This is a genomic window from Bariatricus sp. HCP28S3_A4 (genome assembly GCF_052066395.1).
Lineage (GTDB): Bacteria > Bacillota > Clostridia > Lachnospirales > Lachnospiraceae > Allocoprococcus.
Window position 1 is genome coordinate 27087 of record NZ_JBQHSE010000012.1, and the last position, 12672, is coordinate 39758.

Annotated in this window: 10 protein-coding genes, 1 pseudogene and 1 riboswitch; of the genes and pseudogenes, 6 read left to right on the top strand and 5 right to left on the bottom strand. The window is 45.3% G+C overall.

Translation table 11 applies throughout. The features are described 5' to 3' along the window. The first annotated feature begins 38 nt into the window (after positions 1-38). Together ACTNBF_RS07910 and ACTNBF_RS07915 are read left to right on the top strand one after the other, a co-directional pair. Complete coding sequence (locus tag ACTNBF_RS07910) at positions 39-1166, top strand: exonuclease SbcCD subunit D (protein ID WP_427820157.1); 1128 nt, start codon at positions 39-41, stop codon at positions 1164-1166. Next, positions 1163-3862, top strand: coding sequence for an AAA family ATPase (locus ACTNBF_RS07915; protein WP_441089020.1), 2700 nt, complete (start codon positions 1163-1165; stop codon positions 3860-3862). Before ACTNBF_RS07910 ends, ACTNBF_RS07915 begins: the two co-directional genes overlap by 4 nt. On the opposite strand, the gene ACTNBF_RS07920 is transcribed toward ACTNBF_RS07915, so the two are convergent. The 5 genes from ACTNBF_RS07920 to thiS all read right to left on the bottom strand — a co-directional run bounded on the left by ACTNBF_RS07920 (position 3793) and on the right by thiS (position 7430). Then, on the bottom strand, positions 3793-4419 hold the full coding sequence (locus ACTNBF_RS07920) for a thiamine phosphate synthase (protein ID WP_427807915.1): 627 nt from the start codon (positions 4417-4419) through the stop codon (positions 3793-3795). The genes ACTNBF_RS07915 and ACTNBF_RS07920 overlap by 70 nt on opposite strands. A 95-nt stretch (positions 4420-4514) precedes the next feature. Then, on the bottom strand, positions 4515-5756 hold the full coding sequence (gene thiH, locus ACTNBF_RS07925) for a 2-iminoacetate synthase ThiH (RefSeq protein WP_441089021.1): 1242 nt from the start codon (positions 5754-5756) through the stop codon (positions 4515-4517). Between the two features lie 12 nt (positions 5757-5768). After that, positions 5769-6545 (bottom strand): thiazole synthase, encoded by a 777-nt coding sequence (locus tag ACTNBF_RS07930; RefSeq protein ID WP_427820154.1) that lies wholly within the window; start codon positions 6543-6545, stop codon positions 5769-5771. Between the two features lie 30 nt (positions 6546-6575). Continuing rightward, positions 6576-7220 (bottom strand): sulfur carrier protein ThiS adenylyltransferase ThiF, encoded by a 645-nt coding sequence (gene thiF, locus ACTNBF_RS07935; protein ID WP_441089049.1) that lies wholly within the window; start codon positions 7218-7220, stop codon positions 6576-6578. Positions 7221-7226: 6 nt separating this feature from the next. Next, positions 7227-7430 (bottom strand): sulfur carrier protein ThiS, encoded by a 204-nt coding sequence (gene thiS, locus ACTNBF_RS07940; RefSeq protein WP_441089022.1) that lies wholly within the window; start codon positions 7428-7430, stop codon positions 7227-7229. A 208-nt stretch (positions 7431-7638) separates the two neighbouring features. Further along, positions 7639-7746: riboswitch (TPP riboswitch) on the bottom strand. Between the two features lie 343 nt (positions 7747-8089). Between thiS and ACTNBF_RS07945 the strand changes: the two are divergent. The 4 genes and pseudogenes from ACTNBF_RS07945 to ACTNBF_RS07960 form a co-directional block, all read left to right on the top strand. After that, positions 8090-9466, top strand: a pseudogene (locus tag ACTNBF_RS07945) (IS1634 family transposase); the annotation flags it as partial. Between the two features lie 207 nt (positions 9467-9673). Next, positions 9674-10234 carry a DUF234 domain-containing protein gene (locus ACTNBF_RS07950; protein WP_441089050.1) on the top strand — a complete coding sequence of 187 codons (561 nt, stop codon included), beginning with the start codon at positions 9674-9676 and terminating at the stop codon, positions 10232-10234. Continuing rightward, positions 10212-11297 (top strand): nucleotidyltransferase family protein, encoded by a 1086-nt coding sequence (locus ACTNBF_RS07955; protein ID WP_441089023.1) that lies wholly within the window; start codon positions 10212-10214, stop codon positions 11295-11297. Before ACTNBF_RS07950 ends, ACTNBF_RS07955 begins: the two co-directional genes overlap by 23 nt. Positions 11298-11387: 90 nt before the next feature. Next, on the top strand, positions 11388-12665 hold the full coding sequence (locus tag ACTNBF_RS07960; RefSeq protein ID WP_441089024.1) for a HipA domain-containing protein: 1278 nt from the start codon (positions 11388-11390) through the stop codon (positions 12663-12665). The last annotated feature ends 7 nt before the right edge of the window (positions 12666-12672 follow it).

Consider the following 12672-nt stretch of genomic DNA (forward strand, 5'->3'; position numbering starts at 1 on the left):
AGTGGATATCTGGATTTGAGATAAGGAGCTGAAAATTCATGAGAATATTGCATACTTCGGACTGGCATCTTGGAATGTCGGTCGGAACCGGAACGCTGGCAGGTGACCAGCGTTTCTTCTTGGAACAATTATATGGCATCATAGAAGAAGAACAGGCAGATATCCTTCTGCTTGCGGGAGATGTGTATGACAGCAGTGTTTCCAATGCGGAAGCAATCTCTGTTTATAATGAGGCAACAACCAGAATCTGTGCGGATATGGGGAAAAAGATGGTCGTGATCGCAGGAAATCACGATGGTGCAGAGCGGCTCGCAGCATGCAGTGAGCTGCTTAAGGGAGCGGGACTTTATGTGTCGGGCCGCCTGACCCGAGAGATCACACCGATCCTTGCCGGGAATACAGCGATTTACCCGCTGCCCTTTTTTAACCGCGAGGAGGTCATCGCCTTGTTCCCTGAAAAAAGTACAGAGATTACTTCTCAGGAGAAAGCAATGAAAGTCGTCTGCGACCATATCCGGGAAGAGATGGATCCGTCCCGTTTCAATATTGTGGTGGCACATGCGCTGATCGTAAGTGCAGAGCTTTCCGAATCGGACCGGTCGGCGAGAGTCGGACAGGCATCGGCTGTTTCCAAAGATGTATTCGAAGGCTTCGATTATGTTGCGCTCGGGCATATTCACAAGCCGCAGATGATCGACGAGCATATCTGTTATTCGGGAAGCCCGGTAAAGTATTCCTTTGGAAATGAAGAGGGCCAGCAAAAAGGAGTCGTGCTCATCGATACCGAATCTTCCGAGATTCGAACCATACCGATTCAGATGCTGCATGACCGTAAAACTGTGCGGGGGACCTATGAAGAAATCATAGAAAGGGAAGATCTGTCAGAGGATTATCTGAGGCTCTATGTAAGTGACCGGTATGCCGGTCTGGAACTGTTGTCCGCATTGCAGCAGAAGTTTCCTTATTTATTGGAGCTTTACGGGAAAGCATTGGAAGAAGGGGACGGTCAGACGGCATTGACGGTAGGAGAACTTCAGTCGCTGGACGAAGTGGATATCATGATGAGATTTTGCGGGGAAAATGGCGGAGCCCTTCCAAATGAAGAACAGCTTTCACTTTTTAAGGAAGTACTGGAATGGTGTGAGAAAGAAGGTGAATTATCATGAGACCTGTATCGCTTAGATTTCGCTGTTTTGGTCCTTATATGGAAGAACAGTTTATTGATTTTGAGGCACTCGAAAAGAGTGGGCTCTTTCTGATCTGCGGTGAGACGGGCGCCGGGAAAACGACGATTCTGGACGCTATCTGTTATGCACTTTATGGTAAATCCAGCGGCGGACTGCGGGGGGATATGAGCGTGATGCGCTGCAAACTGGCGGAAAAAGAAGATGAGACAATGGTGGAATTTGTATTTGATGCCGGTCAAAAGAGATATAAATTCACACGTTCTTTGCGTTATGGGAGAAAGAATCTGAGGGATTATCACAATTGTATGGTTCTGGAGGATGGAAATTATGTTCCGATATTTGCAAATCCTAAAAAGCAGAACGTGAGCGCCAAGGCAGAAGAAATCATCGGCTTAAACGATGAGCAGTTCCGACAGGTCGTGATCCTTCCGCAGGGACAGTTTGAGCGATTTCTGGTTTCGGATTCGGCAGAAAAAGAAAGCATCCTCGTCAGTCTGTTTGGGGCGGACAAATGGCAAAAGATCGCGGAGGAGATTTATCGGAGAATTACGGAAGAAGACCAAAAGCTCATCCGGGAAAGAGCAGATATCCAAAGCCGCCTGAAAGACTATTCCTGTGAAAATGTGGAAGAACTGCAGATCCTGGCAGCCCAAAAAGAGCAGGAACTGATCTGTCTGCAAAGTCTTGCCGAACGTGTGGAAAAAGAAATGGCAGAAAAGAAAAGGCGTTATGAGCAGGCAGTACTACTGAATGCGGAATTTGAAGTTCTGGAAAAATGGCAGATAAAAATGGAGCAGCTGAAAGCAAAAGCGGGAAAGATGGAAGCGACCGCGCAAAGGCTTGCCAAATCGGATATAGCGGATCAGATCCAGCCTTTATATGCAGAGACGGTCAGAGCCAAAGAGGAATATGCCCGGCGAAAGAATGCCCAGAAGTCCGCAGAAGAAGAAAAAATTGCGGCTGAATGCAGACTGCAGGGAATACAGAACAAGCAGAATAAGCATGAAGAAATGCGGGTGACATACGATCGGGAAACCAAACGTCTTGCATTGTTGGAGCGTGCAGAGGGTCTGTATGAATCTTTGGAACAGAAGAAAGGCGTGGCAGAAAACGCTGAAAAAGAATGGAACCTGCTGAAGAAAAAGCTTGCGGACAAGAAACAGTCTTTTGAACAGGCCAATGTTGTTTGGATGGAAGCGATGGAAAGTCAGCAAAAGTGTATGGATGCATATACCGCTGCTCAGAAACAGTATCTGGACGGAATCAGTGGTACGCTGGCTGAGAAGCTGATACCTGGAGAGCCCTGCCCGGTGTGCGGAAGCAGGGAACATCCGAAGCCGGCGAGACTGAGCCAGAAGAAGGTGACAGAAAAGGAATTGGATACCCTGAATAAAAAGCTCAACACATGCACCAAAGCAGTCAGCAGGAATGCAGAACTTCGCAGGAACGCGGAAGCGGTATACCAGAATTTACAGCAGGAGGCCGGAAAAGCTGAGCAGAATATGATTGCCCTTCAAACTGCCTATGAAGAACTTCTGGGGCAGAAAATTAGCGGTATCGAAAATGCGATGCAGCTTTTGAAGGAGCGTAAAACATCAGAAACATGGATTCTTTCTTTCCGGGAAGAAGAGAAACAGATCCAGCAGTTGCTGACAGCAGTTCAGGGAGAAGTGACTGCGGCGAACGTGCAGCTCGCGAAAGCGCAAGAAGCATCCAAAGAGGGAAAACTGCGATTTGAAGAACAGCAAACGATATGGAAGCAGGCATTATCAGAGCATGGATTTGCAGATGAGGAAGAATTTATTCGCAGCCTGATGCAGACAAAGGAAAAGAACACTTGCCGGGAGACATTGATTTCCTATCGGACTACTTTGGAAAATGTGAGAACTGAAGAGCAAAAACAACAGGAAAAACTGGAAGGAAAGATCCGGCCGAAGCTGAAAGAGATGGAATACGAACTGCAGATTGCTGAGACTGAGCAGAAAAACAGATCCAAAGAATTGATTCTGGCACAGCAGGAGGTTCAGCGCATAAAACGAATAGAAGACTCCCTTGCCAAACGGAAAGCAAAATATGAAAAAGAACGCCTCCGTGTCGATGCGAATCTGGAATTTGCAGGACGACTCAGAGGAAGATCCGGGATCAGCCTTCAAAGATATGTGCTTGGCGTGATGCTTTCCTCAGTCACCGTAGAGGCCAATCGCCTCTTAAAACAGGTGCATGGCGGGCGCTACCGCCTCTATCGGACGAATGAAATCGCAGGAACCAGCCATAAAGGCGGTCTGGAACTGGAAGTACTGGATGCATTAAGCGGAGAAAGAAGAAGCGTGACGACCCTGTCCGGAGGAGAGAAATTCCTGGTTGCACTCAGCCTTGCAATTGGCCTTTCGACCATCGTGCAGACCCAGGGGAACGGCATGCGCCTTGGCGCCATGTTTGTCGATGAAGGCTTCGGAACACTGGATCAACATTCCGTTTACGATGCATTGGAAGTCCTTCAGGGAATACAAAAGGCCAACGGCCTGGTCGGAATCATATCCCATGTAGAAATGCTGAAGGATGTGATTCCTGTAAAATTGGAAATCCTGAAAGGGAAGAATGGAAGTTATATTTCCATCATCCCCGACATAATACAGCCTCCGATTGCCCCGCACTCCTTCACTTCTTCGATTTGACCGGTTCCCGGGTTAATCCCTCCGATAGCGTAGACCGGAATATTCACAGCCTGACAGATACTGCGAAGAAACTCTGTTCCTCTCGGCGGCAGATCCTTTTTGCAGTCGGTGGCATAGATATGACCTGCGGTGATATAAGACGCGCCCAGTCGTTCCGCAATTTTGGCTTCACCTACCGAATGAACAGAAGTGCCAATACTTACGAAAGGTTCGTAGAATGTATACGGCAGAGTCCCTTCTTTTATCTCGGCATCATATTTGCGAAAACGTTCAAGCGGCAGATGGATGTTCCCCGTTCCAAGTTCTTTCGCAACCTGGACATAGGTATGCAAAATGCAGGGAATATCGTAAGTCCTGCATATTTCCAGGACCTGTGCGGCAAGCTTTTTGTATTCATCTGCCGAAAGATCTTTCTCGCGCAGCAGGATTGCTTCCGGGTGGCATTTGCAGATTCTTTCGACCTGCTCTAAAAAGGGCCGTTTACTTAAGTGCCGGTTGGTAACGGCGATCACATTCTGAAATGGATTATGTTCGCAATAGTTATTCGTATCATTCATATATCAATCATCCTTTCCTGGTACGGCAATCTGCAAATGGCGGTGCCGGTGTTGCGCCTGCAAAACGCCGTACCAGGAAAGCTCATTTGCAGTTGCTATACATAAATATAATCATTCATAACAGGCTGAAGGTCATGCGCCAGAAGCGCGTCATAAACTTCTTTGACAGACCGGTCATCAGAGATTTCGAACTGATCATCTCCCTTTTCTTCAATATCATCCGCGTGTTCCCCGATACCGGTGCTGACGCCGGCGGAAATCTTCGTTGCGGCAATATTTACCATATTATCACGCACTCTTGCGCACTCACGAGTGGAGACTGTGATGCTGGCAAATGGCATGAACAAACGGTAAGCGCACACAACCTGAAGAAGCTGGGGCTCGTGAACATCCATCGGATTGATCCGGTCATTGTTGATGATCGGGCGGAGCCGAGGGCAGGAAAATGCGATCTCGGCGTGTGGGTATTTCCGCTGAAGCAGGTAGGCGTGATAGCCTGTGGCAAATGCATCTTTGCGGAAATCATCCAGTCCCAGAAGGGCACCGAAGCCGACACCGCGCATTCCGCCCATCAGAGCACGTTCCTGTGCGTTCAGACGATATGGGAAAATACGTTTGTGCCCGGCAAGATGTAGCGTCTCATACTTATCGGAATTATAAGTTTCCTGGAAAACAGTTACGTAGTCCGCTCCGCATTCGTGGAGATAAGCATATTCGTCCGAGTTCATCGGATACACCTCAAGGCCGATGACTCGGAAGTATTTCCGGGCGATCTTGCAGGCCTCACCAATGTATTTTACATCGGATTTGGCACGGCTTTCACCGGTCAGGATCAGAATCTCCTGAAGTCCGGTTTCGGCGATGGCTTTCATTTCTTTTTCGATCTGTTCTGGGTTAAGCATAGCACGATTGATCTTGTTATGGCAATTAAAACCGCAGTAAATACAATAATTTTCACAGTAATTGGCAATATAGAGCGGTGTGAACATGTAAACACTGTTGCCGAAATGCTTCCGTGTCTCCCGTCGTGCCTCCTGCGCGATCTCCTCAAGGAGCGGGAGGGCGGCAGGAGAAAGAAGCGCTGCGAAATCCTCCGGAGTCCGGTTGTCATGGGCAAGGGCGCGGCGCACGTCAGCTTCCGTATATTTCTCGTAATCATAATGGTTCATGGCATCAATGACTTTGTCCATGATATCGGAATGCGGATCCTCCATTCCCGGCAGATACGTCATGTGGTCGATTCGGTTTTGCTTTAAATCCTCCAGAATCACTTCATTTACGATACTCTCGTTCCAGTGCTCTTTGGAAGAATTCTCTGTTATGGTATCCTGACTCATAAATCGCACCTCCTAATCCTGAAGATAACCGGTCAGCGGTGAAGATGCGCTGGCACCTTTGTCGAGTGTTCTTCCCATGCCGGAAAGATAAGCGCTTCGGCCCGCTTCGATTGCCTTCTTGAAGGCCTCAGCCATGGCTGGTACATCCCCTGCAGTAGCAATCGCGGTATTTGCCATGACGGCAGCAGCACCCATTTCCATCGCTTCGCAGGCCTGGGAAGGACGGCCGATTCCGGCATCGACAATGATCGGAAGATCGATTTCGTTGATCAGGATCTGAATAAATTCTCTGGTACAAAGACCCTTGTTGGAGCCGATCGGAGAACCAAGCGGCATGATACAGGCAGCACCTGCATTTGCAAGATCACGTGCGGCATTCAGATCCGGATACATATACGGCATTACGACAAAACCTTCTTTTGCGAGAATCTCTGTCGCCTTGATAGTCTCATAATTGTCCGGCAGCAGATATTTGGAGTCATGTACCACTTCAATTTTAACAAAATCACTTCCGCACACTTCGCGGGAAAGGCGGGCAATCCGGACTGCTTCGTCCGCAGTTCTGGCGCCGGAGGTGTTCGGAAGGAGGGTAACGGTATCCGGGATATAGTCCAGGATATTGGCGAGACCGCCCTCATTTGCACGGCGCAGCGCAAGCGTAATGATCTGAGCATCCGCCTTCTCAATACATGCTTTTACAAGGTCCAGCGAAAATTTGCCGGAGCCGAGGATAAAACGGGAGGTGAATTCATGTCCTCCGAGGATAAATTTGTCATTTGTCTTACTCATAAGGTTTCCTTCTTTCTGTTTTGCTTCTTCTTATACACATTCTTCGCCAAGTAACAGGCGCGTGATCATATTTGCTTCATGGGCCGCGCAGATTGCAACCCGGGGAGCCATTAACCCCCTCGCGTAGGCAGGCTCGGTGACCTCATCTCCGCAGAGATAGAAGTTCGGCAGGACCCGCCGGGTATGGATCAGATTACTGCTCTCAAACCCCGCCATTCCGGAAGCCGATACCAGTTTTTTCTCCGGAAAATGCTCCAGAACGCCATTTACCAGCATGGCCTTGCATTCCGGCACATCAAATGCTTCGCAGATAATGTCTTCATTATTAAAAAGCATCTCAATATTTTCTTCGGTCACACGTACCTGATCGGTTACGATATCAAGATAAGGATTGATGCGCAGAAGCTCGGATTTCAAAGCCTCTGTTTTCGGCATTCCGACATGCTCCAGAAAATATTGCTGTCGGTTTAAGTTGGTCAGGTCCACAACGTCAAAATCGACGAGATGAAGATGCCCGACACCGATACGCGTCAGGGCAAATGCCACATTGGAACCCAGACCGCCGAGCCCTGCGATGGCAACGCGGCCCGCCTCAAGGCGCTTCTGCACTTCTTCAGAATGGCGTATTACTAAAGCTTCCTGGATGGCTTCTTTCGTTATGATATTGTTTGGCATTCTCATCTAGCCTCCTCCTACAAAAGTTACAACTTCCATGGTATCTGCTTCCGTGAGTGTTGTGGTGGAATAGGCAGATTTTGGAAGAATGGCGCCGTTTAATTCCACTGCGATTCGGGTCAGTGTGTAATTACGCGATGTTAAGAATTCCGTGACGGTGACCGGATTCTCGAGTTCTACTTTAGAATCGTTGACTGTGATCTGAATCATGAATGCAATCCTCCTTTCTGAACAATCAAGGTCAATTCTGCAAAAAAAGAAGTCCACAAAGAAATGTACCCGTGGTGGTGCACCCCTTCATGAACTCATAATGCCGGTTCAATCTCAATTGTTCCCTGTATATATTTGTAAAATGTAAATTGCCGGTTTGAATGATTGCATGAAAAAACGGGAGATGCCATAGGCTTCTCCCGCGATCTTAGCTCTTTTGCGTTTGTTCCTACGTTGGCATTATCCAAATCAGGTATGCGGGTCGAAGTTCTGAACTTCCTCTCAGCCTGGCGCACAAGCTCCCCGGATCAATTTACAAGATTCAGTATAAAGACATGTAAAAGGATTGTCAAGAATAGATTAAATAAAAAAGATAATATTAGTAACAGTTCAGCCATAAAGCTCGAGCCGACTGCTTCGCAGTCTTTCTCGCTGCATATGTAGCTAAGGCTCTCTCTCATGGCTGAACTGTTACTAATATTATATATTGCTTGAATCTGAACTTCCTTGATAATTAACTCTCGTTTCTGAGAACAGGGTTAGAAATTTTCAAAAACCTTGATTTTAAGCTAAAAACTGGCTGTATTTCTTACATTTCCCAGGTAAATGTGCTATTGTTATAGAGAGTTAATTAACTCTCTATAGGAGGGCGTATGTAACTGGATTACAAGGTAAAAATACCGGATTCCACGTCCGGAATTTCAAGAAAAACAATCAAGGGTGTTACTTATATTTACTATTCCTATGGCCGAAGATACGACCCTGGCAAAAAATACACGGTGCCGATCAACACAACCATAGGTAAATGCACGGATGGTAATTCGGATATGATGTATCCGAATACAAATTTCCTGAAATATTTTCCGGACACGGAGCTTCCGGAAATAAAAGATACTGCCTGCCGCAGTGGCTGCCTTCGGATCGGGGCATTCCTTGTACTGCGTCGTATCATTGCTGAATATCATCTGGATGAGATCATCGGCAGACTGATCGGCCGTGACAGCGGTTTGTTTCTGGATCTGATTGCCTATTCGATCATAGCAGAAAATAATGCCGGACAGTATTATCCGGATTACGCGTATAATCATCCTCTTTTTACAAAAGGAATGAAAATATACAGCGATTCAAAGGTCTCTGATTTTATTAACAGTATCACAAGAGACCAGAGTATCGCTTTTCAAAACGAGTGGAACCAGTCCCGTGATCACAGAGAAAAGATCTATATTTCCTATGATTCAACCAATAAGAATTGCCAGGCCGGAGACATCGATTTTGTAGAATACGGCCATGCAAAAGATGACAAGGGTCTGCCGGTGCTCAACTATTCTATTGCTTATGACCACAATAATTCAGAGCCGCTTTTTTATGAGGAATATCCCGGAAGCATCGTCGATATCTCACAGCTTCAGCTGATGCTGGAAAAAGCAAACGGATACGGCTACAAACATGTCGGATTCATACTTGACAGAGGATATTTCAGCAAAGAAAATATTCGATACATGGACAAATGTGGTTATGAGTTCGTGATCATGATGAAAGGCATGAAGGAACTTGTAAAAAGCCTGGTTCTTGAAGTAAAAGGGACTTTCGAAGAGAACCGTGCCTATAGCATCCGTGATTATAAAGTCAGCGGCATTACCGTAAAAAGACAGCTATACCCATCCGATGGAAAAGAACGGTATTGTTATGAGGATGCCTTGGAAGAAATCACAACAATGTCATCGCATAAACGTATGGTGTTTGTTATTGATGAGTACCCATATTTGGCAAAGGCTGAGAAATCATTTTCATCACGCCTTCAGCATATTATTGACCATCAGTGGCAGGACGGACAGCTATATTTGATTCTGTGTGGTTCATCCAAGAGTTTTATGGAGTATCAGGTGCTGGGGTATGAAAGTCCTCTTTACGGACACCAAACGGCACAGTTTAAGATACAGGCACTGCCTTACCGTGAGATTACAGCATGTTATCCGGATCTGTCGACAGAGGATCAGGCACTTTTATATGGTGTGACCGGTGGTATTCCTCACTATATCAACAAGCTTGATGTAGAAAAAAATTTAGATGAAGCACTATTGGAAAATTTGTTCAATATCTCCAGTTATCTGTTTGAAGAGCCGGAAAATTTATTAAAACAAGAGTTGCGGGAGCCGGCAATCTATAATTCAGTCATTGCTGCTATTGCTGGCGGTGCCAGTCGTTCAAATGAAATTTCTACAAAAGTAGGACTTGAATCCGGTGTGTGTGCAAAATATTTGAAGGTATTGTTGGATTTGGGCCTTTTGAAGAAAGAAACTCCTATTACAGAAAAGCCTGGAAAGAAAACAGTTTATGGCATTGATGATAATTTCTTCCGTTTCTGGTACCGTTTTGTTCCGAGGAATATGTCTCTAATCAGTGCAGGACGTATGCAGCAGGTTTATGAGCAGGCGGTAAAACGGTATTATCCGGATTATATGGGGCTGGTCTTTGAAAAAATGTGTCGAGAATATCTGCTTCGCTATGCATCCAATCTTCCTGTTTTGTTAAGCAATGTTGGACAGTGGTGGGGAACAGATGCAAAAACCAGAAAAGAAATTCAAATCGATATTGTTGGAACGCCGGTGGAAGGAAATGAGTATCTGATAGGTTCCTGCAAGTATCGAAATGAGAAAACTGGGATCGGGGAATTGGAACTGATTCGCAGATATGCTTCGGTATTTCGCAAGAATGGAACATTTCATTACTATATCTTCTCCAGGGGAGGATTTACACAAGAATTGATAATGGCAGCAACTTGTGGCTTATGCAGACCGTCATGAAGTGCTGTCACTGCTTGAGAATGTATTGGAGATGGACAGGATTCCGGAAGAACCGAGGTTTGCTGTGCAGTTTAAAACAGCGAAAACTGTGCACAAAGGAATTCAATTACAGGTATTGAATTCCAGACTCACCGCGCTTTTGGAGAAAGCGGGAATTATTGCTGTCACAATGAAAGGCAGTGCGGTTGCAAGATTTTACCCGGTTCCGGAATACCGGAAGACAACCGATCTGGATCTGTTTATAGCAAGTGCAAATGATGTCGGGAAGGCAGTCCGGATTCTGAAAGACAATGGTTTCGCATCTTTCGGCAAATGGCATGCGAACCATCATATCGTTCTGGTTTCCGGGAAGAATGAAGTGGTAGAGCTTCACACAACGTGGGCGGAAGCTTTTAAGGAAAAGCATTTGAATCAATATCTGGAAAGGTGTCAGAAAGAAAGTGTTCAGCACGTCCACCTTGTAGAATGGCAGGGATTACAGATGTATGCATATGAGACGGCATGGCAGGGATTTTATCTGCTGATCCATATGCTGCAGCATTTTGTCGGGAGTGGATTTGGGCTTCGCAATCTCTGTGACTGGGTTGTCTTGTGGGAAAACTGTGATGAGGAAAAAGCGCGGAGAGATTTCTGGGAAATGGCCTGCGAGAGCGGTACGGCAGAATTTGCAAAAGCGATAACGGCTATATGCGTGAGATATCTTGGATTGAATCCAAAGAAGAGTCCGGTTCCGGCGGAGCATCCGGCAGAGCAGGACGTGACGGACGCATTGCTGAGAGACATCTTGGATGCAGGAGAATTCGGCTACAGTGAAGCAGAACGTATGGTAGGCATGGAAGGAAATTCGCTGGCGGCTTATGTGAGAGAATTCCATCATCAGATGCATATTAATTTCCCAAAGGCGGGGAGAATAGCAGTCTTCTGGCCGGTTCTGTGGGTTGCTACACTGGTGCGTTTCCTGAGAAATAATAAGAAACTGAATCGTGCACCTGTCTCTGCGATCATGAAGAAAGCAGGAGAGCGAGGGACGTTGGTGAAACGCCTTACATCATACGAAGAGTAGTAATGAAGTCAAGTATCAATTCTCACCATACCCTTGGACTTGGGCATTTATTCTGATATAATGGTAATGCATAGCTGGATGGTTGAGTGTGTGGATAAGAATGGATTCCGATGCATTCGTCATAGTAGAGGAAGGAAGGTGATTGTTATCAATTCCGATATTATTCCAAACAATCTTTTTGTGTTAAAGCATAAAGATTTGGATGTGGGCATGGTACGAATTAATTTGAATTCGGGAGAAATAGAGCAGGTACTGGCAATCTATTTACCGGAAGAATTACCTGTTGGGTGCAGTGCGGATAATCACAATAGTATTGTAACCTGGTGGAGATCAAGGGCAATTCCAGATTCCAGAAGAGGGATTCAACAGGTGTTGAATTATCTGAAGGAACAATCCAGTCTGGCTTTGATGTTATCTGGATATGGGCTTAGTCTTACGGATCATTATTGGATGCAGCCTCTGGGAAAAGAGCTTTACTGGAAAAAATTGAATTTTTATGATAATACATTTTCAGACGACCTTGGTTCGCTTCTGACGGATTCTGAGAAAATCGATGTTGATGCTGAGATTTCAAGATTTTCTCCGTCCTCATCGGTTACAGGGGAAATGAAAAAGAAATGGGTTATTAGAGATGGTATCAGATATTTAATAAAAATAAATGCCAATGATTATGGACAGCAATCTGTGAATGAACTGATTGCCAGTCATTTACATGAACGATTAGGATGGAAGAATTATGTGCCTTATCAGATTGAAACAGCAAAAATCGATGAGCAGGAGATTTCCTGTTCGTTGAGTCCGTTGTTTACATCTTCAAAGTTGGAATTCGTGTCAGCGTATCAGTTAGTTAGAAATTATAAGATACCGAATGAAATGTCTTCATATGAAGCTATGATTCATCAGGCAGTTAAGATGGGAATGGACGAGAAGGTAGTACGTGAACAATTGGAATATACGATTCTTATAGACTTTATCTTGACGAATACAGACAGACATTTTAATAATTTTGGATTTTTGTATGATTCAAGAGAGAGAAAGCTTGTTGCAATGGCACCTATATTTGACACTGGAAATGCCTTGTTTTACAATAATGATATTATTCCTACAAAAGATAATTTGTTGAATATCAGAGTGACATCTTTTTGTCAGAAAGAAGTTGATCTGCTTCGATATGTAGAAAATAAGAAGCTTATTGATTTAGATATGTTGGATGGCTTTTCTGTGGAAGTTTGTGAGTTGTTGGAAAAATATACTAATATGCCGTCAGACAGAGCAGAAAAGATTGCACAGACGATTGTTCAAAAAGTAGAGTATTTGAAATTATTTCAGCAAGGAAAGAAAATCTGGAAAAAAGAGAAGTATTGGTAAGGTGGTA